Source organism: Streptococcus sp. HMSC073D05, assembly GCF_001812015.1.
Classification (GTDB): domain Bacteria; phylum Bacillota; class Bacilli; order Lactobacillales; family Streptococcaceae; genus Streptococcus; species Streptococcus parasanguinis_D.
Window position 1 is genome coordinate 43,827 of record NZ_KV807481.1, and the last position, 26,993, is coordinate 70,819.

Sequence of the window (26,993 nt, forward strand, 5' to 3'; positions counted from 1 at the left end):
TCTAACGAATTACCGATTTCTGTCTCACTCTCTTTTTTCACTTTATATGTTACGCCCTTTGTATCTTGTTGTTACGCTACTTCTTCTGTGAATTGGCTATTATAGAGATCAGCATAGAAGCCATTTTGGCTCATGAGTTCTTGGTGGTTGCCTTGCTCGATAATATTTCCATCTTTCATCACGAGAATCAGATCTGCATTACGGATAGTGGACAAGCGATGGGCAATGACAAAGGAAGTTCGGCCTTCCATGAGTTTGTCCATGGCTTTTTGAATCAACTCTTCTGTACGGGTATCGACAGATGAGGTTGCTTCATCCAAGATAAGAAGCGGGGCATCCTTCAAGAGGGCACGCGCAATGGTCAAAAGTTGCTTTTGACCAACGGACAAGGTTACTGAATCATCTAATACTGTATCATAGCCATTCGGCAAGGTCCGAATAAAGTGATGGACACCAACCGCTCGGGTTGCCGCTTCGACCGCTTCGTCTGAAATATCGGTTTGATTAAAGACCAGGTTTTCCCGAATAGTCCCTTCAAAGAGCCAGGTATCTTGCAAGACCATCGAAAAGGCATCATGAACTTCTTCACGGCTCATGGCCTTAGTATCCACACCATCGATGGTAATTTTACCAGCTTGAATGTCGTAAAAGCGCATCAAGAGATTGACCATGGTGGTCTTACCAGCACCTGTTGGACCAACAATAGCGACCTTTTGTCCTGGCTTCGCTTCAGCTGTAAAGTCATGGATAATAGTCTTATCTGCTGAATAACCAAAGCGAACATGTTCAAAGGTGACGTGACCTTTTGGCGCTTCCAATTGACGTGTTTTTTGGGATTCGTCTTCCATTTCTTCTTCGTCTAAGAATTCAAAGACACGCCTCATAGCAGCACTAGCTGATTGTAATTGGGTAATTCCTTGGGCCATTTGACCAATTGGTTGGGTAAAGATACGGACATAGGTCATAAAGGCCACAATGGTCCCAATGGTAATATCTCCATTAATGGTGAGGGCAGCCCCTACGATACAGACCATGACATAACCAAAATTCCCTACAAACTGCATCAAGGGCATCATAATCCCAGAGAAGAATTGGGATTTCCACATGCTATGGTACAGATCTTGGTTGATGGCATCAAAATGATCTTTGGCTTGATGACGACCATTGTAGGAAATAACAACATTATGTCCACTATAGATTTCTTCAACATAGCCTGAAACTTTGGCAAGATTATCTTGTTGCTGTTTAAACAAAGGCTGACTCTTGACCATAATGATGCTGGAAAGAGCAAAGCCGGCAAAGACGGATACAATCGCTGTGACAGCTAAGTGCCAGTCCGTCTTAAACATCATAAAGATAGATCCAATCAATAAGACGATAGAGGAGACCATTTGAACCAAACTTTGGTTAAAGGATTGGGTCATCAAATCCACGTCATTGGTCACACGAGACAAGGTATCTCCTTGTTCATGGCTATCAAAATATTGGAGAGGTACACGATTGATCTTTTCAGCGATGGCATTTCGCAAGCGTTCTGCGAAGCGCTGAATCATTGTTGAGATAATGAAACTACTGCTGTAGGACACCAGTGCTCCAACTCCATAAAGGATGGCTAAGGTCAGGGCAATCGAAGTGATTTTGTCAATATCAATGGCGCCTCCCATCCCTTTTGTGATGGCATCCGTGATTTCTTTTAACTTATCCGGTCCAATAACCGTGATAATACTCGATACGATTGAAAAGAGGATAGCAACTAGGAAAAATAGGTGGAAGCCCTTCAAATAGGGAGAAAGTTGTCTCCAAAGGGACGAATCTTGTTTTGTTTTATGCATGTTCCAACTCCTCCTTAGACAATTGTGAATAGGCAATTTCTTGATAGACTTCATTGGTCGCAAGCAATTCTTTGTGGGTGCCTTGACCGACGACCTTCCCTTGATCCAAGACCAAAATCAAATCCGCATCCATAATGGTCGAAATCCGTTGGGCAACGATCAATTTGGTCGTATCTGCCAGCTCTTCTTTCAGGGCTTGTCGCAAGATACGATCCGTTTTGTAATCCAGAGCTGAGAAGGAATCATCAAAGATGAGGATCTCGGGCTTACGTGCAAGGGCACGCGCAATGGCCAAACGTTGACGTTGACCGCCAGAGAAGTTGCTTCCTCCTTGCGCTACTTCTGTATCCAAGCCCTTCTCTTTTGTGGCAACAAACTCTTTGGCTTGGGCCAATTCAAGAGCTTTCCAGATGGCTTCATCCTCTAATTTTCCTTGACTACTTTCTCCAAATTCCATATTAGAGCGAATAGTACCGCTAAAGAGCACAGCTTTTTGGGGGATATAGCCGACTTTATTATTCAATTCTTGGTGGCTATAATTCTTGACATTGACACCATCCACTAAGATCTTTCCTTCTGTCGCATCGTAAAAACGTGGAATTAAGTTGACCAAAGTGGATTTACCAGAACCAGTCGACCCGATGAAGGCAACAGTTTGTCCCTTTTGGGCTGAGAAGGTCACATGCTCAATCACAGCACGAGAAGTCCGTCCATATCTAAAGGAAACATCTTGAAATTCTACTGTACCTGCTTGGTCTGATTTTTCTTTTGACTCACTTGGGAAGGCTACAGACGGTTCAAGAGCCAAGACCTGATTAATCCGTTTTGCAGATACTAAGGCACGAGGCAGAATAATCAAGATGGCCACCATCATCATAAAGCCAATGACAACCTGCATGGCGTAAGAGGAGAAGGTGATCATATCGGAGAAGACCTTGGTCCGATCCGCTAATGCAGGACTGGTGAGGATCTTTGTAGGATCTTTTGGCATGGTGATATCATTGATCAAGTGCGCCCCAATCCAGTAGATAGCAAGGGTCAAGCCACTTGATACCACTGTCATAACAGGGTTCATCAGAGACATCAAACGATAAACAAAGAGATTTAGACGGGTTAAGCCCTTGTTTTCAGCCTGGAATTTCTCATTTTGATATGCTTCCGCATTGTAGGCGCGAACGACCCGCACCCCAGTCAAACTCTCCCGTGTCGTCGCATTCAAGGCATCGGTCAAGCCTTGAACCTTTTGCTGGCGCGGAAAGGCAATAAGAACCAGAACAGAGAGAAGAATCAAGACCATCAAGACCGCAATCCCAACAGAAGTTGTCCAGGCACTGCTCTTCCCCCAAATCTTGGTTAAGGCCCAAATCGCCATAATGGGACCACGCGTCACAACTTGCATCCCCATGACAATCATGATTTGTAACTGGGTCAAATCATTGGTTGTACGAGTTAAGAGAGAGGGAACGGAGAATTTCTTGATCTCGGCATCAGAGTAATCCATCACCTGGTGGAAAATCTCTCCTCGAAGCCGCGTCGTAAAGCTGGCAGCGACTCGTGATGCTAGAAAGCCCACAAAAACTGCCATCAAAAAGCTTCCAAAAGAGAAGAGCAACATCTTACTCCCTGGCTCCATGATATCAGAAACCTTGGTCCCCTCCTTAGCTAAGAGGGTCGTAATATCGGATAAGTATTCCGGGGTCTTTAAATCCATCCAAACTGCCAGACAGATAAAGACCGTACTAAGGGCAATCATGCTCCATTCTTTGGCGGTTAAGCGCCGAAACATATTGATCATTCCTCGCTCCTTTTTTTCATATTCTCATAAAATTGATGCATGACCTTGAAAAAGGTGGACAATTCTTCTTCTGATACACCCGCTACTAGACTCTGCTCCACTTCCTCAAAGAATTGCTTCATGTCATTCAAATTGGCTTTCACACTGTCTGTTAGGTAGACATACTTGGCCCGTTTATCGGTCGGACTAGCCTCTAAATAAATAAACCCATTTTTCTCCATTCGCTTGATCAGGCTACTGGCCACGGATTTTGAGATATGAAGTTCCTGCTCAACATCCCGAATCAAGGTCACTTTTCCCTCTTTTTCACGATGAGATAAGAATCTCAATACCTGACCTTGTGGTCCTGCGCTAAATTCAAACCCACGCTTCTTAGCCTCTCTTTCCACCATGAGGTGAATGAGATGGCCAATTTTTTTTAATTCTTGTAATGGCTTTTCCATCATTCCTCCAAATAGTTCTCTTAAGAACCTTAAAGTTACTATGAGAACTATTTTAGCACAAAAAAGATCCCTGTCAAGAAAAAAGTTTCTATAAGAACTAAAAAAATGGAGCCCAATCGACTCCATTAATGACTTCTAGATAATAATGCCTTCTAGATGATCCATTTCGTGCTGACAGATCTGGGCTGGAAAACCTGACAACTGAATTGTTTTTGCTTTCCAATTCACATCTCGATAGGCCACTGAAATCTCCTCATAACGAGTGGTCGGCCGACTCCCCACCAAGGACAAGCATCCTTCTTCTGTTTGGTAAGGCTTTTTCTTTTCAAGGAGAACAGGATTAAACAGGACCAAATTTTCACTTCCCATTCGGATGATAATAGCCCGTTTTTTCACCCCGATCATATTAGCCGCTAAACCCACACACTCAAGGAGATGAGCATTTAAAGTGTCCTGCAAATCCAAAGCCAAGGTGCGATCCTCAGGTGTCGCTTCTTCTGACTTTTGACCCAAGAATAAGACATCTTTTACAATATTCTTTTTCATTCCTTCCTCACTTCTTGATAGGTAGACGAAAGAAGAGAGTGGGACAGAAATCGGTAATTCGTTAGAATTCGATTTCGTTGTCCCACCTCCGCACAGTTGAGTAAGGCTGTAAAAGCTGATGAAATCAGCGTAGTATATCCCACTCAGCCACTGCGTCTTGCTCGACAATCCAAAAACAATTGAGAGGCCAGGACTTTTGTCCAGCCTCCTCGCTCTTATTTCTAACCTCTAAGAGACAATTGCTACTTATTTTTTAAACTTCTCGCTCACTTCTTTTGCAAGAACAAAGTTCCCCAAGGTCGCTGAACCATTGCCAGCAACTGCAGGTGTCACAATATAATCTCTCACATCAGGTACAGGGAGGTAACCGTTTAAGAGGGCAGTAAATTTCGTGCGAACACGATCTAACATATGTTGTTGAGCCATTACTCCTCCTCCAAAGACAATGACGTCTGGGCGGAAGGTAACGGTCGCATTCACCGCTGCTTGTGCGATGTAGTAGGCTTGAATATCCCATACATTGCTGTTGAGTTCAATGTTTTCCCCACGAATACCTGTACGAGCTTCCAGACTAGGACCAGCCGCAAAGCCTTCCAAACAGCCATTGTGGAAAGGACAAACACCCTTGAATTCTTTTTCCACATCCATTGGGTGTTGGGCCACATAGTAGTGCCCCATTTCTGGGTGTCCAGCTCCCCCGATAAACTCACCACGTTGGATGACACCAGCTCCGATTCCTGTTCCGATTGTATAGTAAACCAAGTTTTCGATATGACCACCCGCGTTATTGCGTGCGACCACTTCTCCATAGGCAGAACTATTCACATCTGTCGTGAAATAGATAGGTACATTCAAGGCACGTCGGAAAGCCCCAACGATATCTACATTGGCCCAATTTGGTTTTGGAGTCGTTGTGATGAAACCATAAGTGTTTGAATTTGGATCGATATCAATTGGTCCAAATGATCCAATCGCAAGCCCAACTAGATCCTCAAATTTTGAGAAAAATTCAATACACTTATCAATCGTCTCAATTGGCTTGGTTGTTGGAAATTGTACTTTTTCCACAACATTATAGTTTTCATCACCAACTGCACAAACAAATTTTGTACCGCCAGCTTCCAAACTTCCATATAATTTTGTCATGTTGGCTCCTTTTTTATTATGAAAAATATCCTGTATTTATTATAGCATATTTTGTAGTCAATCTTTTTCTCTTCTCTAAAGAAAAAACACACTTTTTTTGAGAAATAAAATTCAAGGACTGGAGATGATAGACCAGTCCTTGAGAACTTATTTTTCGATTAAGCTTTGACTTCGATGATCGCATCACCCTTCGCAACAGATCCAGTTGCAACAGGTGTGACAGAAGCAAAGTCAGCTGTGTTAGTGACGATCACCATAGTTGTGTCTTCAAGACCAGCTGCGGCAATTTTCGCTGCATCAAATGTACCAAGGACTTCACCAGCTTTGACTTTATCGCCTTGAGCTACTTTTTGATCAAATCCTTCACCATTCATTGATACTGTATCAATCCCAACGTGGATCAAGATTTCAGCACCATTAGCTGTTTTCAAACCGTAAGCATGTCCAGTCGCAAAAGCAATAGTTACTTCCGCATCTGCTGGTGCATAGACAACGCCTTCAGTTGGCTTGATAGCAATCCCTTGTCCCATCGCTCCACTTGAGAAGACAGGATCATTCACATCAGCAAGTGCTACAGCACTACCAACGATAGGAGAGATGATGGTTTCGTCTTGAAGAGATGCTGGAATAACTCCAGTTGTTTCTTCTTCAATAATTGCACCAGCTTCTTTGTCCTCTGCAGGAACTGATGAAGCTTCATCTTCATAACCAAACATATAAGTCAAACCGAAACTTAGTGCAGTTGTAAATACAACCATAAATACATATTTCAATAATTGACCATTTAGATAGAGAAGTGTACCTGGAATAATTGTAATACCAAATCCTGTACCAGCCAGATTTAACATAGATGCAATCCAACCACCTACAGCACCTGCTCCCAAAGCAATAACGAATGGTTTCACATAACGCAAGTTCACCCCGAAGATTGCAGGCTCAGTAATACCTAGCAAAGCAGAAATAGTTGCTGGGAATGCTAAAGCTTTCACTTTTTGAGATTTAGATTTTACTGCCACTGCTAAAGTAGCACCAGCTTGCGCAGTCATAGCTGCTGTAATGATTGCATTAAATGGATCTTTTTTATCTGCAGTAATTAATTGTGATTCAAGAAGATTAAAGATATGATGGACGCCAGTAACGACAATCAACTGATGAACCCCACCGATAAGAAGCCCTGCAAGTCCGAATGGTAAATTTAAAATAAACTTAGTTGCATTCAGTACATATTCTTCAATGCTGTGGAAGAATGGACCAATAATAAACAAAGCGAGGAATGACATGATTGTTAATGTGAATAATGGAACCAATAACAAATCTAAGACATCTGGAATTTTCTTATGGAGCCACTTTTCAAGTTTCGCACCAATTAGACCAACGAAGAAAGCGGGAAGAACTGAGTTCTGGAATCCAACCACATGATGGAAGATACCAAAGTATGTTGCTGCTTTAGAAGGATCTTCCGCTACAACCCACGCATTTGGAAGTGTCGGACTAACCATCATCAAACCAATTACAATCCCAAGAACAGGATTTCCTCCGAATACTCGGAACGCAGACCATGAAATCAAGGCTGGGAAGAAGGCAAACGCGGTATCAGTTAAAATTGTTGAATATGTATAAAAATCAGTAGATTTAAATGCGTCTGCTGTTGTACCAAACAAAGCCAAAACCTGGTCTTGAGCAATAGCACCGCGAATCCCCATAAACAATCCAGTTGCAACGATCGCTGGTAAAATTGGCACAAAAACGTCTCCAAAGGTACGGATCGCACGTTGGAACCAGTTTCCTTGTTTAGCAGCTTCAGCTTTCATTTCATCTTTTGATGATGTTGGTAAGCCAAGAGCTACTACTTCATCATAGATCTTGTTTACAGTACCAGTACCAAAGATGATTTGGTATTGACCTGAGTTAAAGAAAGCACCTTGTACTTTTTCAATGTTCTCAACAACATCTTTGTTGATTTTTGATTCATCTTTTACCATCACGCGAAGACGAGTCGCACAGTGAGCAACACTGCTAACGTTCTCAACCCCACCGATTGCATCTATGACTTTTTTTGCAATTTCTGTATTTGACATTTGCAAAAATCTCCTTATTTTTTATTGTTTTGAAAACGGTTCACCCGCCTCTACGTTTTTAATTGTACCACGTATTGAAAATATGTCAACCGTTTTGCAGGATTTTTTTGAAACTTTTTTGGACTTTTTGACACATTTTGATAGCATGAAACTATTTTCATTTTAAGACAGGCCTATACTACGCTTTTTAGCACTTTAAACCAGTCTTTTATTTTCATTTTCTTTCATTTTTTCATAGATTTCCAACTTCTCCTCTTTTCTTCAAGCTACAAAATAGATGTCAATCGTTTGACATTTTTTGCCGTTTTTTTCATTTATCGCTTGCATTTTTAATAGGAAATCGGTACTATGGAAGTAAGAAAAAATTCGGAGGAATAAAATGGAATGGACAACTGAACGTCGTTACAGACGTTACGAAGACTGGACAAAAGAAGAAAAGCAAGCCATCCAAGAAAACATGGCGAAATCTCCTTGGCATACACATTATCATGTAGAGCCAAAAGCTGGTCTCTTAAATGATCCTAACGGTTTTTCCTACTTTGATGGAAAATGGATCTTGTTTTACCAAAATTTCCCATTTGGTGCAGCCCATGGGTTAAAATCATGGGTACAAACAGAAAGTGAAGACTTGGTTCATTTCAAAGAAACTGGTGTAACGCTTCTTCCAGACACAGATCTGGATAGCCATGGAGCTTATTCCGGATCAGCCATGCAGTTTGGTGACAAACTATTCCTATTCTACACTGGAAATGTTCGTGATGCAGAATGGGTTCGTCATCCTTACCAAGTCGGTGCTTTGATGGACAAGGACGGAAAGATCGAAAAAATTGACAAAATCTTGATTGATCAACCGGCTGACTCTACGGATCACTTCCGTGACCCACAGATTTTTAATTTCAAGGGTCAATACTATGCTATCGTTGGTGGTCAAGACCTTGAGAAAAAAGGATTCATCCGTCTCTATAAGGCTGTAGATAACGACTATACCAACTGGGTTGCAGTCGGTGATTTGGATTTTGCAAACGATCGGACAGCTTATATGATGGAATGTCCCAACCTAGTCTTTGTTGGAGACCAACCCGTTCTCCTCTACTGTCCTCAAGGCTTAGATAAATCCGTTCTCGATTATGACAATATCTATCCAAATATGTACAAGATCGGGGCAAGCTTTGATCCAGAAAAGGCCAAAATGGTTGATGTATCTGAATTGCATAATCTCGACTATGGTTTTGAAGCCTATGCGACTCAAGGATTTAATGCTCCCGATGGACGTGCCTATGCTGTTAGCTGGCTAGGTCTTCCAGACGTTTCTTATCCAACGGATTCCTATGACTACCAAGGAGCTCTCTCACTGGTCAAAGAATTAACCATCAAAGACGGAAAACTCTACCAATACCCAGTCGAAGCCATCAAGGACTTGCGCGCTGAGAGTGAGGAATTTGCCAACAAGGCACAAACCAAGAACTGCTATGAATTGGAATTGCAGTTTGAAAAGGATAGCCAGAACGAAATCGTCCTCTTTGCCGATGCAGAAGGAAAGGGCTTAGCTCTCTCATTCGATCTCTCTAAGGGATTAGTCACAGTCGATCGTAGCCAGGCAGGTGAGCAATATGCCCAAGAATTCGGTACGAGCCGTAGCTGCCCAATCGCTAACCAAGCCACAACCGCTAATATTTTCATTGACAATTCAATTTTTGAAATCTTTATCAATAAAGGAGAAAAAGTATTTTCTGGTCGGGTCTACCCACATGCGGATCAAAATGGAATATTGATCAAGTCTGGAAACCCTACTGGAACTTACTACGAACTTGATTATGGTCGCAAAGCTAACTGATGTCGCCAAACTCGCCGGTGTCAGCCCTACTACTGTCTCACGGGTCATCAATAAAAAAGGATACCTGTCTGAAAAAACGATCCAAAAAGTCCAAGAAGCCATGCGAGAATTGGGCTATAAACCTAACAATGTTGCTCGTAGCCTCCAAGGAAAATCAGCCAAGTTAGTCGGCTTGATCTTTCCCAACATCAGCAATGTTTTCTATGCTGAATTAATCGACAAACTAGAGCACCAACTCTTCAAACACGGCTATAAAACCATCATCTGCAATAGTGAACACGACTCCGAAAAAGAGCGCGAATATATTGAGATGTTGGAGGCTAACCAGGTAGATGGCATCATTTCAGGAAGTCATAATTTGGGCATTGAAGATTACAACCGGGTAACTGCTCCTATCATTGCTTTTGACCGCAACCTCTCCCCAGAAATTCCGGTTGTCTCTTCAGACAACTACGCTGGCGGGGTGCTTGCAGCAGAAACTTTAGTAAAAACCGGAGCCCGAAAGATTATCATGATCACAGGGAATGACAACTCCAACTCCCCAACAGGCTTGCGTCATGCGGGGTTTGCATCGGTTCTACCTGAGTCCATGATCATTAATGTTTCCAGTGATTTCTCCCCTATTCGCAAAGAAATGGAAATCAAACAGATTTTAACCCACCACAAACCAGATGCCATTTTCGCCTCCGATGATTTGACGGCGATCTTGATCATGAAAGTCGCTAGAGAATTAGATATTCAGATTCCCCAGGATTTGAAAGTGATTGGTTATGATGGAACCCAGTTCATTGAGACCTATACACCTGAACTGACAACCATCCAACAACCCCTCGAAGACATTGCTATCCTCATGGTGGATCTTTTACTCCAAAAGATCGAAGGAAAAAAAGTAGCGACTACCGGTTATTTCTTGCCCGTTAGTCTCCACTCTGGAAAAAGTGTCTAAAAGCAGTATCCCCTCAGTAGAAACTGTGGGGATATTTTTCACAAAAAAAGAGCCATCGGCTCTTTTTTAATTATTCTTCTGTCACAAATTGACTGAGGACACCGTTGACAAATCGTGAAGAGGTTTCATCTGAAAAGGCCTTGGCCAATTCCACCGCTTCATTGACTGCGACGATCTGTGGTGTATCAAACTCTGTCATTTCGTAAATTCCCAGACGAAGGATGTTTTTCTCTACCAAGGTCAAGCGCTCAACAGTCCAGCCGGTTTTCAAATGTTGACCGATTTGCTGGTCCAGTTGATCTTTGGATTGGTAGACACCCGTCACGAGATTCATGAGAAAGGCAGGAAGATCGACTTCTTTGTCTTCTGCTAGGTCCTTATCATGTAGATAAGCAAAACGACAAGCTTCAACAATGTCTCCATCGTATTCCAAGGCCATCAAGGCTTGGAAGGCGCGCTCACGCAAATCTCGACGTGATTCTAATAAAATTTCATCAGTCATTGAGGAAGTCCTCATTAAACAAATCTTTCAAGTCTGGTTTTGGAGATTTTTCCGTTGCGATACCAACAACGTGAATGTTGACAGCATCCAAGGTTACATCTGCCATATCATAAACTGCAGACTTGACCGCTTTTTGAATGGCTACAGCGACAGATGGTACAGCCACTCCGTATTCTAAATAGAGATAGATGTCTACTGAAACTTGACCATCTTCTTCTGTATGAAGGTAGACGCCACGTCCAAGGGAGCGTTTGGATAAGCTATCTGAAACACTCTTGTTTTCAAGCGAATAGACACCCTCTACTTTTGCTGTCGCAATCGCAATAATTTTTTCTAATACACGTGGTGCAATAACGATGTCACCAAATTGTTCAGTTGCCATAGAAGTTCCTTTCTATTTGACACCCTGAGATGTCTCTTATGCACGAGAAACGTAAGTTCCTTCAGTAGTGTTAATGACCAATTTTTGTCCAGCTTCGATGAAATCAGGAACGTTTACGACCAAACCAGTTTCCATTGTAGCAGGTTTACCAGAACCAGTCACTGTAGCACCTTTGATAGATGGTTGAGTTTCTGCAACAGTTAATTCAACAGTTGTAGGGACTGTTACACCGATGACTTCGCTTCCGTAGAATTGAATTTTTACTTCTGAGTTTTCAAGGATGTAAAGCAATTCTTGTTCTACGTTCACAACTGGAATTTCATATTGGTCATATGTTTCCGTGTTCATGAAGTAGGCTGTATCATCCATTTTGTACAAGTATTGAGCTGGAACAGTTTCGATAATCGCTTGTTCAAATTTTTCTTCTGGACGGTAGCTAGTATCAAATGTTGAACCAGTACGGACATCACGCAATTTCATACGCATGATAGTGTTTCCTTTACCTGGTTTGTGGTGGCTAGCTTCCAAAACGCGGATCAATTTTCCGTCAGCTGTTTCAAAAGTCATACCAGCTTTCAATTTACTTGCTTCGATCATGTTTTATTACCTCTTTTTTAAAAATAGATTACTCTTTATTGTAACACACTATTTGATTTTTCTCAAACAGCAATTTTCTCTTTTTAGGAAGGCTAGAAGGTGGAGAGCGATTGCAAGAACGAGTCCTTAGAATCTCTATACCTCCAACTCCAGCTTCACTATTCCTTATTGGTCCACAGGCACAATATTGCCATCAGCATCTTTGGTGACATGGACATACTTTCCATCTACTTCAATGTAGAAGGTATGTGGCTTGTCTTGAGCTGGAGAGGCTTGTTTTTGAAGGTCATTGCCAAGGGCTTGACCCAAGTTCATCCCCATGATCATGTTCATACCATTGCCACCTTCATTTTTAGCAGCTGCGACCAAGGCTTCATTGCGAGCACGACGTTCTTCGATTTCAATGGTATTGTACTTCATCGCTGCCAATTCACTGTCCAGTTTATTGACCTTAGCCATACTGTCTGCATCGTAGCTCAAATCTTCGATGAGGACATTGGTTAATTCGATACCATATAATTCTGTCCAAGTTTTGTTGACTTCGCGTTTTGCAACTTCATTGAAGACGTCTTGGTCCGCATTGATATTGTAAATATCCGCCTTATTTTCTGCTGTATATTTTGAAATGGCCACTGCAATTTTTGGAGCCAGGTTTTGGCGCAAGGTTCCCTGAGCCACATCTTCTAAGGTAAATGGCTTATCTGTAGTGATTTGGCGACTGACTGCACTGATGTAAAAGAGTACAGGATCTGCTACTTTAACATCATAAAGACCATAAAAACGAATGCTAAGAAGTTGTTGGTAACGGTCGCTAAAGTACTCAACTGGATTTTGAGTGCCAAATTTATTTCCTGTAAAAGGTTGCATCCGCACAAAAATAATTTCTTGTTGGGTGACCACTTGGCCTCCAAATGAGAAACGATTCTTGAACTGATCCCACGTTCCTTTCACACCACCCTTTTCAAACAACCAGGCATTTTCACCGGCTTGCCATTCGTGACTCCCTGCTTCTAGAAGGTCTCCTAGAAAAGTTCCATTATTGACCAAGAGAGCAACATAGCCTTGGGGAACGATGACGACAGAACCATCTGTCAATAGGCCCGTATTTTGGTTGCTCTGGCGAGAGCGCCCATCTGGATCTTTGGTCAAGAGCTGTCCCTTAATGGCCAAAGCTGTTGCTGGAACAGCTTCTGGCAAGGTAATGGCTTCCTTAAATTTACTATCTTGAAAACTTGAAATGCCCGCTGAAAGGGCTGCTTTAATAAATCCCATACATTCTCCTATCTGTAGAATTCAATTTCATCCACAACTTCGTAGACATCCAAGACCCAATCTTTTGGATTGTGCTTCAAGGATGCTTGGCAATATTCACACTTGTCGATTGAATCAATCGTCAATGGCGCACCACAGTTCGGACAATGATCACTAACGACTTCTGAATTCTTAATGATCTCTGTCTGAGCTCCATGTTCACGGAGGAAGACCATGCGGTAAACGGTAAAGAGATCTTTGGTTGGATCCCCTTCGATCACACGACCCGTTTCATCACTTCGGATGTAATCTCTCATCGTCGATGACAGAATGACTTCGATGCGGTCATTGCCTTCTGGATTTTCGATAAAGTCTTTGATCTTCGAATCTTCCACACGCACGCGCTCAAGAACATTGGTTGTTTTGGCGCGAATATGCTCTTGCAACTGTGTCAAGTGTTGCTCATAAAGACTCGTACTTTCTAGATTCCGCACGGAATTCCAATCTTTTTCTGTCCAGGCAGACTGCAATTGAAGATAAACCAGCTTGACTTGCGATAAGAAGCGGTCTTCATCAAACATTGGATCCAGTTTACGGATACGGCGAATCGCTTCATAGTTGTTCTCAATTGGTCGACCAGCCCGTTCTTCGGTTGTCCGTTTTGGACCACTGTTTGAAGAAAATGATTCATCACTTTCATTAGCTTCTTTTGCAATATTATAGACAAATCCAATCAATCCAACGATAGCAAAAATTGCTACTACACCACCTGAGTCTGTTCCAGAACCAGAACTGTAGCTACTGGATCCGCCAGACCAACTGCTGCCACCAGACCAACTACTTCCGCCATCGGACCAGCTACTGCCACTATCGGACCAACTGCTACCACCACCTGAATCAATCAAGCTACTGCCACCACTATCTGTATTACCGACACCAGCATGGGCAGAAGGAGCAAATACAAATAGCAAGACTACTAGAAGAATTCCAACTATTACACTTCGTTTTTTCATAGGCCTCTTTTCTTATCTTTGTTTGTTACACAGGGGTTAAGAAAATACTGTCTATTTTATAGGACAATCAATTCTTTAGGAGCAAGGGTCAAGACTTCACAGCCTTTTTCTGTGATCAAGAGGTCATCTTCGATCCGCACACCAGAGAGACCTTCAATATAAATACCTGGCTCATCTGTTAAGACCATCCCTGCTTGAATCGCTTCTTTAGACGTTTGGCTGAAGTATGGCTCTTCGTGGATATCTAGCCCAATTCCATGACCGATTCCATGAGTAAAGTATTGACCATAGCCGGCTCTTTCGATCACATCACGTGGGATTTTATCAAAATCACGGAAGCCAAGTCCATCTTTAGCCGCATCAATCAAGGCTTGATTGGCTTTCAAAACGGTTTCGTAAATTTCTCTTTCCTTGTCGCTGACATGTCCTGCATAGATAGTCCGTGTCATATCACTGACATAGTGGTCATACAAGCAACCAAAATCAAGGGTCAAGGCATCTCCTGCTGAAATGACCCGATCACTTGGAGTCGCGTGAGGCATGGCAGAGCGTTCACCAGCTGCTGAAATAATATCAAAAGATACACCAGAAGCTCCCAACTCCCGCATTCTAAAATCGAGGAAAGTCGCTGCTTCCAACTCTGTCGTTTGCCCTACCTTGATATAATCCAAAATATCATGGAAGGCTTGGTCAGAGATGCTACAAGCTTTTTTAATGGCCGCAATCTCCGTTTCATCTTTAATCAAGCGCAATTCCATCACAAAGTTCGCTAGGGATTGAAGGCTAATGCTATTGAAAACAGAAGCCATGCGGGCATGGTAGGCCACCGTCACTTCGTCCTCAAAACCAAGTTCTTTGATTCCAAGGTCCTTAACGATCTCTGCAGCTGCAGTCAACTCATCGCGGGTTTCCACAATCTCTACAAAGGGGAAACAAGTCGCATGGGCATGGATGGTGTAGCGCGAATCTGTAAAGAGGACCACACGTTCTTCTGTCACCAAAGCAGTCCCGTTTGAACCCCAAAAATTGGTCAAATAATAAACGTTTTTCAAATTGTTAATCAATACCGCTTTGAGGTTTTGGGCTTTCATTTTGTTTCTTAAGTTGCTGATCCGTTGATTCATTGTAATTTTCCTTTCAAATATTGTCCTGTGTAGCTAGCAGGATTTGCTGCTACTTCCTCTGGTGTTCCGGTCGCAATAATGGTTCCACCACCGACACCACCTTCTGGTCCTAAATCGATGATATGGTCTGCGGTCTTAATGACATCCAAATTGTGCTCAATCACAAGGACCGTATTGCCATCATCCACAAATCGCTCTAAGACTTTGATCAAGCGAGAAATGTCTTCGGTATGGAGTCCGGTCGTAGGTTCATCCAAGATATAGAAGGATTTCCCTGTAGAGCGCTTGTGCAATTCAGAAGCCAACTTCATCCGTTGCGCTTCCCCTCCTGATAGAGTCGTTGCAGGTTGCCCTAGCGTTACATAGCCCAAGCCCACATCTTGGATGGTCTTGAGTTTGCGTTCAATTTTTGGAATGTGCTTGAAGAATTCAACTGCCTTGTTGACCGTCATATCCAGCACTTCTGCGATATTTTTTTCCTTGTAGTGGACTTCGAGGGTCTCACTATTGTAGCGACGCCCATGACAAACCTCACAAGGGACAAAGACATCTGGCAAGAAGTGCATTTCAATCTTGATGATCCCATCTCCTGAGCAGGCTTCACAACGCCCACCCTTGACATTGAAACTAAAGCGGCCTTTTTTATAGCCCCGAATTTTGGCTTCATTGGTCTGAGCAAAGAGATCGCGAATGTCATCGAAGACGCCTGTATAGGTCGCTGGATTGGAACGAGGAGTCCGACCAATCGGGCTTTGATCAATGTCGATCAAGCGATCGATATGCTCAATCCCCTGAATGGTCTTGTATTTCCCTGGTTTTTCCGAATTGCGGTTGAGTTTTTGAGCGATGGCTTTTTTCAAGATGCCATTGATCAAGGTCGATTTTCCAGAACCGGAAACTCCAGTGACTGCGATGAATTTGCCCAGAGGAAAGCGTGCTGTGATGTCTTGTAAGTTGTTCTCACTGGCCCCTGTAATTTCAATAGAACGGCCATTCCCCGAACGGCGCTCTGTTGGAACCGGAATCTTGCGTTTACCGGACAAGTACTGACCGGTGATGGATTTGCTATTGCCAGCCACCTGCTTTGGAGTTCCAGCCGCAACGATCTCTCCCCCAAAGACACCGGCACCTGGGCCGACGTCGATCAGATAGTCTGCCTCTCTCATGGTATCCTCATCGTGTTCGACGACGATCAAGGTATTGCCTAAATCGCGCATCTTCTTGAGACTGGCAATCAGGCGGTCATTGTCCCTTTGATGGAGGCCGATAGACGGCTCATCCAAGATATAAAGGACACCTGAGAGGTTGGAACCGATCTGGGTTGCCAAACGAATGCGCTGGCTTTCTCCACCTGATAAGGTCCCAGCCGATCGTGACAGGGTCAAGTAATTGAGCCCCACATTGTTTAAGAAGGTCAAGCGATCCTTAATCTCTTTTAGGATCGGTCTTGCAATCGTAGCTTCATTGTCCGTTAAGACCAGCTGGTCCACGGCTTTTAAGTGGTCCGCAATCGATAGATCTGACACCTCCCCGATATGCATCCCCTTTTCTCCTCCGACACGAACAGAGAGAGCCTGGTCATTGAGACGGTAGCCATGGCAGGTCGCACAGGTCAATTCGTTCATATAAGAGCGCATTTGGTTGCGGGTGAAATCACTATTGGTCTCACGGAAACGACGGTGAATATTGTTTACGACCCCTTCAAAAGGAATCTCGATATCCCGAACTCCACCAAATTCATTTTCATAGTGGAAGTGGAATTCCTTGCCATTTGACCCATAGAGGACCAAGTCCTTTTCTTCTTGAGAAAGATCGGAAAACGGCTGGTCCATATCAACGCCAAAATGGATCATGGCCTGCTCCAACATCTGTGGATAGTAGTTGGAAGAGATCGGATTCCAAGGAGCAAGCGCTCCTTCACGAAGGGTTAAGCGATCATCTGGCACCACCAAATCCAAGTCCACCTCTAGCTTAATACCTAGCCCATCACAGTCTGGACAAGATCCAAACGGCGCATTGAAAGAAAAGAGGCGGGGCTCTAATTCAGAAACGGTAAAGCCACAGACTGGACAAGCATAATGCTCCGAAAAGAGTAGCTCCTTGCCATCCATGGTATCAATCACCACATAACCATCCGCAATTCGAAGAGCTGCTTCAATCGAATCAAAGAGCCGCGAGCGAATGCCCTCTTTGATCACGATTCGGTCCACAACTACTTCAATCGTGTGCTGCTTGCTTTTAGACAGTTCTGGAACCTCTGTCACATCATAGATCTCACCATCGACCCGCACCCGGACATAGCCGTCTTTTTGCACCTTTTCAATGATATTCTTGTGCTGGCCTTTTTTCTTGCGAATAATAGGGGCTAGAATTTGCAGGCGTTGGCGCTCTGGTAATTCTAAGACTTGATCGACAATTTGCTCAACCGAAGAAGCTGTAATCGCTCCATGCCCATTGATACAATAAGGCGTCCCTACACGCGCATAGAGCAAGCGCAGGTAGTCATTGATCTCTGTTGCCGTCCCCACTGTAGAACGGGGGTTTTTACTGGTTGTTTTTTGGTCGATGGAAATAGCTGGACTCAAGCCGTCAATGGAGTCCACATCTGGTTTTTCCATATTTCCCAAGAACTGCCGGGCATAGGCCGATAAGCTCTCCACGTAGCGACGCTGACCTTCTGCATAGAGGGTATCAAAGGCCAGACTGGATTTTCCAGAACCAGACAACCCCGTCACCACGACCAATTTGTCCCGTGGAATTTCCACGTCTATATTTTTTAAATTATGGGCGCGTGCCCCATGAATGACAATTTTATCTTGCATGTTCTTACTCTAATCACCTTTTTGTTAACCTCCATTATAACAAATTTTTTAGTATTCTTTTATCCAAAACCGTCCTTTTTCTGATATAATGTTAAGGTGTAAAAAAACAAGGGGAGGCACCATGAAACAGGTCTTTTTATCGACAACGACTGAATTTAAAGAAATAGAGACGCTGGAACCCGGTAGCTGGATCAACCTTGTTAACCCTTCTCAAAGTGAATCGATGGAAATCGCCTCTGCTTTTAATATTGATATTGCAGACTTGCGGGCCCCACTCGATGCGGAAGAAATGTCCCGTATGACCATCGAAGATGAGTATACCTTGATTATCGTCGACGTCCCCATTAAGGAAGAGCGGAACAATCAGACCTACTACGTGACCATTCCGCTAGGGATTATCCTGACAGAAGAGGCTATTATCACGACTTGCTTGGAGAAATTGCCACTTCTAGATATCTTTATCAACCGACGCTTGCGGAATTTCTATACCTTTATGCGATCGCGCTTTATCTTTCAGATCCTCTATCGCAACGCTGAACTCTACTTGTCAGCGCTTCGTACCTTGGATCGTAAAAGCGAACAGATTGAAAGTCAACTCCACAAATCAACGCGTAATGAAGAGCTGATTGAGTTGATGGAGTTGGAAAAAACCATCGTCTACTTTAAGGCCTCTCTAAAAACCAATGAGCGCGTGATCAAGAAATTGACCAGTGCTACTAGTAACATCAAGAAATACCTAGAAGACGAGGATCTGTTGGAAGATACCTTGATCGAAACCCAGCAGGCCATCGAGATGGCAGATATTTATGGAAACATTCTCCACTCTATGACCGATACCTTCGCATCGATCATCTCCAACAACCAGAACAACATCATGAAGACCCTGGCCCTCGTCACCATTGTCATGTCCATTCCAACCATGATCTTTTCGGCCTATGGGATGAACTTCAAGGACAATGAGCTTCCGCTCAACGGCGAACCCCATGCCTTCTGGCTGATTATTTTCATCGCCTTTGCCCTGACCGGGTCTCTCGTCGTCTACCTCATCCATAAAAAATGGTTCTAACCAAACTTGTACATCAAAGGAGTAACTATGTCTCACACCGACCTTCATCAACTTAGTAAGAAAAATCAAGAATTTATCCGGATCGCCAAACACCAATTGCTTGAAAACGGAAAGACAGAGGAAGAAGCAGAAAGCCTCATCCAAGAAATTCTTCCAGCTATCCATGAAAACCAAGGAAAAGGAATTCCGGCACGGACCCTTTTTGGAGCTCCAACTGTATGGGCGAACTCTTTCAGCGAGAAAGAACGCTATGAAAAAGAGCATCCGAAATTAAACGATGCTCCCTCTCTCATGATTTTGGATTCCTTCCTCTTTATCTTTGGTGTCTTTGCTGCGATTAGTGCCTTCATGAACTTGGTCGCACCGCGTCGTACTGGCTATGGGGTGATCACCTTGATTCTTGGAAGTTTGACAGGGGCCCTGCTCTTGTATCTCATGTACTACTTCTTCTATCAGTATATGGATGGCACAAAAGATCGCAGTGAGCGTCCCTCTCTTTGGAAATCCATGCCGATTCTTGTTGGAGTCATGTTCCTTTGGGTCATTGTCTTGTCCTTTACTTCCTTACTCCCACAAGTTCTCAACCCAACTATTCCAGATGTTTTTGCCATCGTTTTAGGAGCTCTAGCGCTTGTCCTTCGCTTCTACCTCAAGAAACGCTTTAATATTAAAAGTTCGAGCACAGCACCCGCAACTCGACGTTAAAAAGAAACGGATGAAGTTTTCATCCGTTTTTGTTTTACTGTATTTCCCTGTTCAATCTTTTTGAAAAATAGAGGACTAAGTCATCATTGTTTTCACAAGAACTGTAAGGGGCCAAGGGGTGATCACTAAACCAAACCCCAGATCCATCTGGGATATAGCCCCGTTTGACATACAGTCTTTGAGCTGGGCCATAACCCGAGTGTAAACCAACCCCTAAAGTAACAATCTCTGATAGTAGCCAGACTCTTTTTTCTGCCTCCTCTAAGAGTTGATTCCCAATCCCTCGATTTCTAAATGGTTCAAAAACATTAAAATCAGATAGTTCAGGATAGACTCCCACGAAAGGGCCGTGCTTGGCAACAGGCAATATAGTGATATAGCCTGCCACAAATCCATCCGACTCAGCTACTAATACGTCCCTCTCTCTATTCTCCTGCTCCTGAAAATAGCTAGTCAAGATATCCTCTCTACCTGGCCACCCTTGGTGGATAAAGGCTTGAGAGATGTGCTCAATATCTGCCTTTATCATCCTCCTGATGATTACACCTTCCTTCATGTTGCGCTCCTTGATACCTTTCTCTTCATCATTATAGCATAATTAGAGCTTGGGAAAGGTCAAAGAGCTTCACACGGACCTAACTCACTATCACATTTCTATGCTCGCAAAAAAGATCCAAAAGGGTCTGAAAAAGAGGTCCCCCGGACCTGAAAAAAAGACCCGTAAGGGTCTTTTCTTTAATCTTCGTTTACGAAAGGCATCAAAGCCATTACGCGAGCGCGTTTGATAGCTGTTGTTACTTTACGTTGGTTCTTCGCTGAAGTTCCAGTTACACGACGAGGAAGGATTTTCCCACGTTCTGAAACGAAACGGCTAAGAAGCTCAGTATCTTTGTAATCGACATATTCGATTTTGTTTGCTGCGATGTAATCAACTTTTTTACGGCGTTTGAATCCGCCACGACGTTGTTGAGCCATGTTTAATTCTCCTTTATAGTTTTAATTCGTTAAACCCATTCTTAGAATGGAAGATCGTCGTCCGAGATATCCATTGGATTAGCTCCAAATGGATTTTCTTCACGACCAAAGTTTGGCGCTGCATTGTTTGGTTCAGATCCACCAAAGCTTGGGGTTGCATTTCCAGCAAAACCACCATTACCTGATGAATAACCACCACCTGCATGCCCTTCGCGTGCTGCACGGCTTTCCAATAGTTGGAAGCTGTCTGCTACGACTTCAGTGACATAAACACGTTGACCTTGCTGGTTTTCGTAATTACGTGTTTGAATGCGACCGGTAATCCCAATCAAAGCACCTTTCTTAGCCCAGTTGGCTAAGTTTTCTGCTTGCTGACGCCAGATCACACAGTTGATGAAATCGGCTTCGCGCTCTCCATTTTGACTCTTGAAGTTGCGGTTGACAGCTAGGCTGAATGTAGCAACTGCTTGATTGCTTGGAGTGTAGCGAAGTTCAGCATCACGGGTCATACGACCGACAAGTACAACATTGTTAATCATAAGTCACCTCTGATGATTTCTTACGCGTCAACTTTTACGATCATGTGACGAAGAATGTCACCGTTGATTTTTGAAAGACGGTCGAACTCGTTAAGAGCTACAGCGTCGTTCGCTTCAACGTTTACGATGTGGTAAAGTCCTTCACGGAAATCTTGGATTTCGTATGCAAGACGACGTTTTTCCCAATCTTTTGATTCAACAACAGTTGCACCGTTGTCAGTCAAGATAGAATCGAAACGTGCTACCAAAGCGTTTTTAGCTTCTTCTTCAATGTTTGGACGAATAATATAAAGAATTTCGTATTTAGCCATTGATAATGTTCCTCCTTTTGGACTAATGACCCCCTGTCTTTGCAAGGGGTAAGTGAGGTTTACTCACAAGAAACTATTATACCAGACTTTTGGAACAAAGGCAAGAATTATCTTTAGGATTTAAAAAATGATTTCTGGACGTCCCCTTCGATAAAAAAGAAAGAAATGTCCTAAAAAATGACACTTTATAGAAGAAACCCCTCCCCTTCTTCCTCTCCTTTCCTTAAAGAAAACTGATATCAGTTAGCTTTAAGCTTGAGTCTTTATACTAGCTACAACAAATCTCAAGAAACGAGGAACGATTATGAATTATCTTATCATCCCCGCCTATCAACCGGATCTGAATCTTGTCAAACTGGTTCGCTTGGTCCACGCTAAGAGCGATCTCCACATCATCGTGGTCGATGATGGGAGCGACGCTGACAAGAAAGTGATTTTTGACAAATTAGAGGGTCTTGCGACAGTTCTGACTCATGAGCACAACCAAGGAAAAGGGCAAGCTCTCAAGACTGCTTATGCCTACATCCTAGAAAGAGGCACCTATGGAAGCATTGTAACAGCTGATGCAGACGGTCAGCACAAAATTTGGGATATTTTCAGGGTTGTTAACCAATCTCAAGAGCATCCTGGATCACTTATTCTAGGAGCACGCGCCTTCTCTGGAAAAGTTCCTTTGCGTTCTGCTTTCGGGAATAAATTGACCCGTTTTCTCTTCAAACAACAAACCGGAGTGGCGGTCAGCGATACCCAAACGGGCTTACGGGCTTTCACTAGGAATCTCTTGCCTTTCATGCTTGAGGTTGAAGGACAGCGTTATGAATATGAAATGAATGTGCTCCTCGCAGCAAGCAAATCCTTCCCCATCGAGGAAGTTCCCATCGAGACGGTCTACATCAATGACAACGAAGGCTCCCATTTCCGACCTATTCGAGATGGCCTCATGATCTACAAGGACATGTTTAAGTTTGCCCTCTCCTCTCTGAGTAGTTTTATCGTTGACTATCTGGTCTACGCCTTCTTCCTTTTCGTGATGATGGCCGTGCCCATTAGTCTACGTATTCTCCTAGCCAATGGGATCGCTCGTGTAACGAGTTCCATCTTTAACTACTCGACCAATAAGCACCTAGTCTTTAAGAACAAAGACAGCGTCGCTAAAACTGGAAGTGGCTACTTTGGCCTAGCCCTCGGCCTCTTTATTCTCGATACGCTCTTGATTCGACTCTTCTATACTGCTTTCGGGCTCAATCTCCTAATCAGTAAGATTGTCGTCGGCTTCCTCCTCTTTCTGGTCTCATGGGTGATCCAGAAAAAAGTGATCTTCAAAGAAAGGACTGCTCCCCACCATGAAATTCTTTAAAAAATCCTACACCTATGCTGCCTGCTTTGGCCTTCTTTTGACCAGCAGTTTTAGCTACTCTATGCTCAAGACCTTTGTCTTATCCGATGCCATCCAAACCGTAAAAGCTACGACTACGGACACCAAGGCAGCCAAAAAAGCAGCTGCATCAGCTACAACGACGGATACTAGCTATTCAGATGACAATATCCAGGTGAGCCTAACAGAAAAAACGATTGAAAATACTCAGGTTTACATTGCAGATATCACAGTCAGCTCATCTGACTACCTCAAAACAGCCTTTGCACAAAATACTTACGGAACCAACGTGACTGCTAAAACCTCTGTCACAGCCACCAACAACAGTGCCATTCTAGCAGTGAATGGTGACTATTACGGGGCTAACAGTACAGGATATGTCATCCGAAATGGAGTGGTCTACCGCGATACCGTTCGGGAAGATGCAAGCAATGGTGACCTGGCCATTTACAAGGATGGATCCTTCAAAATTATCTACGAAGATGAGATCTCTGCAGATCAATTGGTCAAGGACGGGGTCGTCAATCTCCTCGCTTTCGGTCCTTCCTTAGTTGAAAATGGAGAAATTACCGTCGATACCAACTCAGAGGTCGGGCAATCTATGGCATCCAACCCACGGACAGCGATTGGGATCATCGATGAAAACCACTACATTATCGTCGTGTCAGACGGACGGACTTCAGAAAGTGAAGGGCTTTCTCTCTACCAATTAGCGGAAGTGATGAAATCGTATGGCGTCAAAACAGCCTACAACCTGGATGGGGGTGGATCTTCTACCCTTTACTTCAATGGCCAAGTCATTAACAAACCAACAACAAATGGTACTATCTCAGAAAGGGCGGTGAGTGACATTGTCTACATCGGTTACTAATCCTATTAAACAACGGTTGAAAAAAACGATTCTCTGGTACACTCTGATTTCAGCTTTCTTCTTTGTCGGAAGTCGCATCTATGAACACTTTAGTTTTGGCGAAACCTCTGCCTTCATGCACTACCTCTTCTTGATTCCTTTGATCGGTGGCGCCCTACTAGTGCTTCTACAGTTGATGGTGAAAGGCCTCTCTCGCCTGAGTCTCAATCTTTGGAATTCAGGAGTGGCTACGCTCACAGCCGGAGCCCTCTACCGAGGGATTGTCAACCTCTCTGGTCGATCTACTACAATGGATCAACACTATTATTACCTTGGAGTTGCCTTTCTAGCACTAGCTCTGATCAGCCTCTTCTTTGTCCGCAGTGTCTGGGTGGAGAAAACAGCTTAAGACATGAAAAACGTCCGTTTCTTAAAAGAACGGACGTTTTTTAGGGTAAGTTAACGGATGAACGACTTAACCTTCACGTTTTTTGCTAGCTACAAAGCCTGCTAAAGCTAATGAGGTCATACCAAAGAGGCTAAGGACTGTTGATGCCAATTCATCTTGACCTGTTTTTGGAAGACCAGTTGCTGGTGTAGTAGCTACTTCTGCTTGACCACCCGTATGATAAGTGACAGCGACTGGTTTGACACTTGCAACTTCTTTCGTTTCAGGTGTAGTTGATTTAGCTGGGATAACTGGGCTTTCAGGTTGAGGAGTTGGGGTAGCCGGAGTTACTGGAGCTACAGGATGGACTGGATTTTCAGGACTGACTGGATCGACTGGCGCTGGCTGTGGTTCTGGAGTTGGTTGAGGTTCTGGAGTAGGTGTATCTTCTTCCACTTTTTCCACAAATGTCTTGTTGCCTAAAATAGAAGCAGATAATTTCTTCCCTGCCTTATCCAAATCTTGGATGTACTGGATAAAGACTTCTGTATCCGGATTGATAGCCCCGATCAATTTGGTATCACGGAAGACTGAGAAGCCATCTCCACCCCCATACAAGAAGTCGTTGATAATCGCTTTATAAGTCTTGTTGCGATCGATTTCGGTACCGTCTGCCTTGTAAGCTTTCACGACCTTATAAGGATTTTCTTCTGTGGCATCCGCTGGTTTTGTGTAGGTATACTTGATGCCAGCCATTTGCAAGAAGTAGAGTTCTTTCTCATCATACTGTTGGTCTAATGCCTTGTAGATTTGGTCTCCAGTAATTTCAACTACTTGAAGGATATTTCCAAATGGTTGTACCGCTTGAGCCGCTCCCCAAGTTACAGTTCCGTCGGGCTTGACAACAAGATCTGCACGGATTCCCCCATTATTTGTAAAGGCAAAGTCAACATCTGGATAACCTGATTTTTTGGCAATTTCTAGTTGCGCTGCTGTGACCAAATCTCCAACAGCACTTTCTTTTTGTGCATTCAATTCACGGGTAATATTTTCAGCCTTGTCTGCTGTACCGATTTTTGCTTCTGTTACCTTTTTAACCGTCGCATTGGCATCATCGATGATCGCTTGAATCTTGGCATCTTTTGCTTTGCCTTTAGATGGATCTATCGCAATAATTTTAGCAGTTGGAGCTTTGACAAAGTCAGCTGTATCTGTATCTAGGACTCCACGGACATCCGAGTAGGCTTTCCCTTGAGACGTACCTTGAACTATCAAGGTATTTCCGACCATCCCGTTTGTATATTGGTGATTATGACCTGCAAAGACGATATCCACTGAGTTTTCAGGATAGATTTGATTTAATTTTTTGATCATGTCTGCAGCCGGTCCTTCTGCGACACCGTTTTTACTTGTTGCAGCGACGTGAGCTAAAACGACGATCGCATGAACCCCTTGGTCATTCAATTCGCGGGCATATTTAGCAATTGATTCTGCTTCATCCAAAACCCGGTATTGTTCATGATTTTTACGCAAGACAAGATTTGGGAATTCTGTCGTAACAACCCCGATAAATCCGACCTTAACGGTCTTGTCATTGACTGGGATTTCTTTGATGGTATAAGGTTTCCAGTCAAATGGGATTTTATTGGTATCCTTGTCGACCAAGTTGGCAATCACGACTTCTTGTTTAGAAGCTTCATGAGGATACTCATCGACGATCTTGTTGAATTGACCAGGTGTTGGGGCTTCCCCCTTCATGATCCGGTTGAATTCACCAAGTCCTTCGTCAAACTCGTGATTACCAAGGGTTCCGTATTCAAAGTTCATTTCATTGAAGACTTTTACAGTCGGTTCATCTTGAAGCAAGGCAGAGTTAGCTGGACTAGCTCCGACCATATCTCCAGCTTGTACACGGATGCTGGCATTTGGCGTTCCTGCATTCTCCGTTTCAAAGTCTTTTTGTGAATCGTTCAAGTAGGTTGCCAAAAGTGGGGCTGTTCCTGCATTTTTCACAGTTTCGCCTTCTAAACGAGCTGTCCCCGTTTGTTCCAAGGCACCGTGGAAGTCATTGATGCCCATGAACTGCACGGGCAATTCGTCTGCAAAAACGCTATTGATCGCAAAAACACTAAGACCTGCAGCGACCGCTAGGATACTGCTTTTCAAGATAATTTTTTTCTTCATAGAATACTCCATTTTCTAATGTAGAACACTTCTCCAAAAAGGAGAACGCAGAACAGTTGATTTGCTGCAATCAGCTCTTCCATTTTACTATTTTTTCGGTTTTACTTCAATATTTTCCCAGAAACTCTTACAATTTTATTGGAAAGCGCTTGATTTCCGAACATCTTTTCATGTATCTTTTATCCCCCCTACATTCAGAGCAGCAAAAAAGCCGGATTGCTCCGGATATTTAGAATGTAGACAAACTATTTTAAAGTAAAATAACTAAAGCGATTCTGCAAAGAAATAA

25 protein-coding genes are annotated in these 26,993 nt (G+C 43.4%); 7 read left to right on the forward strand and 18 right to left on the reverse strand.

Features of this window, described 5'->3' with window-relative positions; genetic code table 11:
- Positions 1-71 precede the first annotated feature (71 nt).
- The 6 genes from HMPREF2832_RS00500 to HMPREF2832_RS00525 all read right to left on the reverse strand — a co-directional run bounded on the left by HMPREF2832_RS00500 (position 72) and on the right by HMPREF2832_RS00525 (position 7,840).
- On the reverse strand, positions 72-1,832 hold the full coding sequence (locus HMPREF2832_RS00500; RefSeq protein WP_070505235.1) for an ABC transporter ATP-binding protein: 1,761 nt from the start codon (positions 1,830-1,832) through the stop codon (positions 72-74).
- A complete protein-coding gene (locus HMPREF2832_RS00505; protein ID WP_070505236.1) occupies positions 1,825-3,627 on the reverse strand; it encodes an ABC transporter ATP-binding protein in 1,803 nt (600 codons plus the stop codon). Before HMPREF2832_RS00505 ends, HMPREF2832_RS00500 begins: the two co-directional genes overlap by 8 nt.
- Positions 3,624-4,070, reverse strand: a complete 447-nt coding sequence (locus HMPREF2832_RS00510; protein ID WP_070505237.1) for a MarR family winged helix-turn-helix transcriptional regulator — start codon at positions 4,068-4,070, stop codon at positions 3,624-3,626. Before HMPREF2832_RS00510 ends, HMPREF2832_RS00505 begins: the two co-directional genes overlap by 4 nt.
- Before the next feature lie 135 nt (positions 4,071-4,205).
- Positions 4,206-4,616, reverse strand: coding sequence for a peptide deformylase (locus HMPREF2832_RS00515; RefSeq protein WP_070505238.1), 411 nt, complete (start codon positions 4,614-4,616; stop codon positions 4,206-4,208).
- A gap of 246 nt (positions 4,617-4,862) precedes the next feature.
- The gene (gene scrK / locus HMPREF2832_RS00520) at positions 4,863-5,762 is read right to left on the reverse strand and encodes a fructokinase ScrK (RefSeq protein WP_070505239.1); all 900 of its coding nucleotides are present in this window, start codon (positions 5,760-5,762) and stop codon (positions 4,863-4,865) included.
- Positions 5,763-5,920: 158 nt separating this feature from the next.
- Entirely contained in the window at positions 5,921-7,840 is a 1,920-nt protein-coding gene (locus HMPREF2832_RS00525; RefSeq protein WP_070505240.1) for a sucrose-specific PTS transporter subunit IIBC, read from the reverse strand.
- 379 nt (positions 7,841-8,219) lie between these two features.
- Between HMPREF2832_RS00525 and HMPREF2832_RS00530 the strand changes: the two genes are divergently transcribed.
- Positions 8,220-9,674, forward strand: coding sequence for a sucrose-6-phosphate hydrolase (locus tag HMPREF2832_RS00530; protein ID WP_070505241.1), 1,455 nt, complete (start codon positions 8,220-8,222; stop codon positions 9,672-9,674).
- Positions 9,655-10,620, forward strand: a complete 966-nt coding sequence (locus HMPREF2832_RS00535) for a LacI family DNA-binding transcriptional regulator (RefSeq protein WP_024055083.1) — start codon at positions 9,655-9,657, stop codon at positions 10,618-10,620. Before HMPREF2832_RS00530 ends, HMPREF2832_RS00535 begins: the two co-directional genes overlap by 20 nt.
- Before the next feature lie 70 nt (positions 10,621-10,690).
- Here the strand turns inward: HMPREF2832_RS00535 and nusB are convergent, their stop codons facing one another.
- The 7 genes from nusB to uvrA all read right to left on the reverse strand — a co-directional run bounded on the left by nusB (position 10,691) and on the right by uvrA (position 18,311).
- Positions 10,691-11,122, reverse strand: coding sequence for a transcription antitermination factor NusB (nusB, locus tag HMPREF2832_RS00540; RefSeq protein WP_003008602.1), 432 nt, complete (start codon positions 11,120-11,122; stop codon positions 10,691-10,693).
- Positions 11,115-11,504, reverse strand: a complete 390-nt coding sequence (locus tag HMPREF2832_RS00545; protein WP_003005404.1) for an Asp23/Gls24 family envelope stress response protein — start codon at positions 11,502-11,504, stop codon at positions 11,115-11,117. Before HMPREF2832_RS00545 ends, nusB begins: the two co-directional genes overlap by 8 nt.
- Positions 11,505-11,540: 36 nt before the next feature.
- The gene (gene efp, locus HMPREF2832_RS00550; RefSeq protein WP_003005479.1) at positions 11,541-12,101 is read right to left on the reverse strand and encodes an elongation factor P; all 561 of its coding nucleotides are present in this window, start codon (positions 12,099-12,101) and stop codon (positions 11,541-11,543) included.
- 165 nt (positions 12,102-12,266) lie between these two features.
- Entirely contained in the window at positions 12,267-13,373 is a 1,107-nt protein-coding gene (locus HMPREF2832_RS00555) for an SPFH domain-containing protein (protein ID WP_061590914.1), read from the reverse strand.
- A gap of 8 nt (positions 13,374-13,381) precedes the next feature.
- Positions 13,382-14,365 carry a TIM44-like domain-containing protein gene (locus HMPREF2832_RS00560; RefSeq protein WP_061590913.1) on the reverse strand — a complete coding sequence of 328 codons (984 nt, stop codon included), beginning with the start codon at positions 14,363-14,365 and terminating at the stop codon, positions 13,382-13,384.
- A gap of 56 nt (positions 14,366-14,421) precedes the next feature.
- On the reverse strand, positions 14,422-15,489 hold the full coding sequence (locus tag HMPREF2832_RS00565; protein ID WP_070505242.1) for a M24 family metallopeptidase: 1,068 nt from the start codon (positions 15,487-15,489) through the stop codon (positions 14,422-14,424).
- A complete protein-coding gene (uvrA, locus tag HMPREF2832_RS00570) occupies positions 15,486-18,311 on the reverse strand; it encodes an excinuclease ABC subunit UvrA (protein ID WP_070505243.1) in 2,826 nt (941 codons plus the stop codon). The genes HMPREF2832_RS00565 and uvrA overlap by 4 nt, the downstream gene beginning before the upstream one ends.
- A gap of 121 nt (positions 18,312-18,432) precedes the next feature.
- Here uvrA and HMPREF2832_RS00575 point away from each other — a divergent pair, with 121 nt between their 5' ends.
- Positions 18,433-19,377 (forward strand): magnesium transporter CorA family protein, encoded by a 945-nt coding sequence (locus tag HMPREF2832_RS00575; protein WP_003005422.1) that lies wholly within the window; start codon positions 18,433-18,435, stop codon positions 19,375-19,377.
- A 27-nt stretch (positions 19,378-19,404) separates the two neighbouring features.
- The gene (locus HMPREF2832_RS00580; RefSeq protein WP_070505244.1) at positions 19,405-20,082 is read left to right on the forward strand and encodes a DUF1129 domain-containing protein; all 678 of its coding nucleotides are present in this window, start codon (positions 19,405-19,407) and stop codon (positions 20,080-20,082) included.
- Between the two features lie 34 nt (positions 20,083-20,116).
- Here the strand turns inward: HMPREF2832_RS00580 and HMPREF2832_RS00585 are convergent, their stop codons facing one another.
- The 4 genes from HMPREF2832_RS00585 to rpsF form a co-directional block, all read right to left on the reverse strand.
- Complete coding sequence (locus tag HMPREF2832_RS00585; protein WP_049488555.1) at positions 20,117-20,638, reverse strand: GNAT family N-acetyltransferase; 522 nt, start codon at positions 20,636-20,638, stop codon at positions 20,117-20,119.
- A 179-nt stretch (positions 20,639-20,817) separates the two neighbouring features.
- Positions 20,818-21,057 (reverse strand): 30S ribosomal protein S18, encoded by a 240-nt coding sequence (rpsR, locus tag HMPREF2832_RS00590; protein ID WP_000068664.1) that lies wholly within the window; start codon positions 21,055-21,057, stop codon positions 20,818-20,820.
- A 41-nt stretch (positions 21,058-21,098) separates the two neighbouring features.
- Complete coding sequence (locus tag HMPREF2832_RS00595) at positions 21,099-21,596, reverse strand: single-stranded DNA-binding protein (RefSeq protein WP_070505245.1); 498 nt, start codon at positions 21,594-21,596, stop codon at positions 21,099-21,101.
- A gap of 20 nt (positions 21,597-21,616) precedes the next feature.
- The gene (gene rpsF / locus HMPREF2832_RS00600; RefSeq protein ID WP_003005040.1) at positions 21,617-21,907 is read right to left on the reverse strand and encodes a 30S ribosomal protein S6; all 291 of its coding nucleotides are present in this window, start codon (positions 21,905-21,907) and stop codon (positions 21,617-21,619) included.
- Between the two features lie 304 nt (positions 21,908-22,211).
- Between rpsF and HMPREF2832_RS00605 the strand changes: the two genes are divergently transcribed.
- Genes HMPREF2832_RS00605 through HMPREF2832_RS00615 form a run of 3 tightly spaced genes read left to right on the forward strand, consistent with a single transcriptional unit; the run spans position 22,212 to position 24,541 of the window.
- Positions 22,212-23,264 carry a bifunctional glycosyltransferase family 2/GtrA family protein gene (locus tag HMPREF2832_RS00605; RefSeq protein WP_070505246.1) on the forward strand — a complete coding sequence of 351 codons (1,053 nt, stop codon included), beginning with the start codon at positions 22,212-22,214 and terminating at the stop codon, positions 23,262-23,264.
- Positions 23,251-24,153, forward strand: a complete 903-nt coding sequence (locus HMPREF2832_RS00610) for a phosphodiester glycosidase family protein (RefSeq protein ID WP_070505247.1) — start codon at positions 23,251-23,253, stop codon at positions 24,151-24,153. The genes HMPREF2832_RS00605 and HMPREF2832_RS00610 overlap by 14 nt, the downstream gene beginning before the upstream one ends.
- Positions 24,134-24,541 carry a hypothetical protein gene (locus tag HMPREF2832_RS00615; protein WP_070505282.1) on the forward strand — a complete coding sequence of 136 codons (408 nt, stop codon included), beginning with the start codon at positions 24,134-24,136 and terminating at the stop codon, positions 24,539-24,541. Before HMPREF2832_RS00610 ends, HMPREF2832_RS00615 begins: the two co-directional genes overlap by 20 nt.
- 66 nt (positions 24,542-24,607) lie before the next feature.
- Here the strand turns inward: HMPREF2832_RS00615 and HMPREF2832_RS00620 are convergent, their stop codons facing one another.
- Positions 24,608-26,704, reverse strand: coding sequence for a surface-anchored 5'-nucleotidase (locus HMPREF2832_RS00620; protein WP_070505248.1), 2,097 nt, complete (start codon positions 26,702-26,704; stop codon positions 24,608-24,610).
- Positions 26,705-26,993 lie beyond the last annotated feature (289 nt).

What these genes read in the sequence shown, in the direction of transcription:
- HMPREF2832_RS00500 (WP_070505235.1), bottom strand. Translation starts at nt 1,832, where the DNA reads ATGCATAAAACAAAACAAGATTCGTCCCTTTGGAGACAACTTTCTCCC.
- HMPREF2832_RS00505 (WP_070505236.1), bottom strand. Translation starts at nt 3,627, where the DNA reads ATGATCAATATGTTTCGGCGCTTAACCGCCAAAGAATGGAGCATGATT.
- HMPREF2832_RS00510 (WP_070505237.1), bottom strand. Translation starts at nt 4,070, where the DNA reads ATGGAAAAGCCATTACAAGAATTAAAAAAAATTGGCCATCTCATTCAC.
- HMPREF2832_RS00515 (WP_070505238.1), bottom strand. Translation starts at nt 4,616, where the DNA reads ATGAAAAAGAATATTGTAAAAGATGTCTTATTCTTGGGTCAAAAGTCA.
- scrK (WP_070505239.1), bottom strand. Translation starts at nt 5,762, where the DNA reads ATGACAAAATTATATGGAAGTTTGGAAGCTGGCGGTACAAAATTTGTT.
- HMPREF2832_RS00525 (WP_070505240.1), bottom strand. Translation starts at nt 7,840, where the DNA reads ATGTCAAATACAGAAATTGCAAAAAAAGTCATAGATGCAATCGGTGGG.
- HMPREF2832_RS00530 (WP_070505241.1), top strand. Translation starts at nt 8,220, where the DNA reads ATGGAATGGACAACTGAACGTCGTTACAGACGTTACGAAGACTGGACA.
- HMPREF2832_RS00535 (WP_024055083.1), top strand. Translation starts at nt 9,655, where the DNA reads ATGGTCGCAAAGCTAACTGATGTCGCCAAACTCGCCGGTGTCAGCCCT.
- nusB (WP_003008602.1), bottom strand. Translation starts at nt 11,122, where the DNA reads ATGACTGATGAAATTTTATTAGAATCACGTCGAGATTTGCGTGAGCGC.
- HMPREF2832_RS00545 (WP_003005404.1), bottom strand. Translation starts at nt 11,504, where the DNA reads ATGGCAACTGAACAATTTGGTGACATCGTTATTGCACCACGTGTATTA.
- efp (WP_003005479.1), bottom strand. Translation starts at nt 12,101, where the DNA reads ATGATCGAAGCAAGTAAATTGAAAGCTGGTATGACTTTTGAAACAGCT.
- HMPREF2832_RS00555 (WP_061590914.1), bottom strand. Translation starts at nt 13,373, where the DNA reads ATGGGATTTATTAAAGCAGCCCTTTCAGCGGGCATTTCAAGTTTTCAA.
- HMPREF2832_RS00560 (WP_061590913.1), bottom strand. Translation starts at nt 14,365, where the DNA reads ATGAAAAAACGAAGTGTAATAGTTGGAATTCTTCTAGTAGTCTTGCTA.
- HMPREF2832_RS00565 (WP_070505242.1), bottom strand. Translation starts at nt 15,489, where the DNA reads ATGAATCAACGGATCAGCAACTTAAGAAACAAAATGAAAGCCCAAAAC.
- uvrA (WP_070505243.1), bottom strand. Translation starts at nt 18,311, where the DNA reads ATGCAAGATAAAATTGTCATTCATGGGGCACGCGCCCATAATTTAAAA.
- HMPREF2832_RS00575 (WP_003005422.1), top strand. Translation starts at nt 18,433, where the DNA reads ATGAAACAGGTCTTTTTATCGACAACGACTGAATTTAAAGAAATAGAG.
- HMPREF2832_RS00580 (WP_070505244.1), top strand. Translation starts at nt 19,405, where the DNA reads ATGTCTCACACCGACCTTCATCAACTTAGTAAGAAAAATCAAGAATTT.
- HMPREF2832_RS00585 (WP_049488555.1), bottom strand. Translation starts at nt 20,638, where the DNA reads ATGAAGGAAGGTGTAATCATCAGGAGGATGATAAAGGCAGATATTGAG.
- rpsR (WP_000068664.1), bottom strand. Translation starts at nt 21,057, where the DNA reads ATGGCTCAACAACGTCGTGGCGGATTCAAACGCCGTAAAAAAGTTGAT.
- HMPREF2832_RS00595 (WP_070505245.1), bottom strand. Translation starts at nt 21,596, where the DNA reads ATGATTAACAATGTTGTACTTGTCGGTCGTATGACCCGTGATGCTGAA.
- rpsF (WP_003005040.1), bottom strand. Translation starts at nt 21,907, where the DNA reads ATGGCTAAATACGAAATTCTTTATATTATTCGTCCAAACATTGAAGAA.
- HMPREF2832_RS00605 (WP_070505246.1), top strand. Translation starts at nt 22,212, where the DNA reads ATGAATTATCTTATCATCCCCGCCTATCAACCGGATCTGAATCTTGTC.
- HMPREF2832_RS00610 (WP_070505247.1), top strand. Translation starts at nt 23,251, where the DNA reads ATGAAATTCTTTAAAAAATCCTACACCTATGCTGCCTGCTTTGGCCTT.
- HMPREF2832_RS00620 (WP_070505248.1), bottom strand. Translation starts at nt 26,704, where the DNA reads ATGAAGAAAAAAATTATCTTGAAAAGCAGTATCCTAGCGGTCGCTGCA.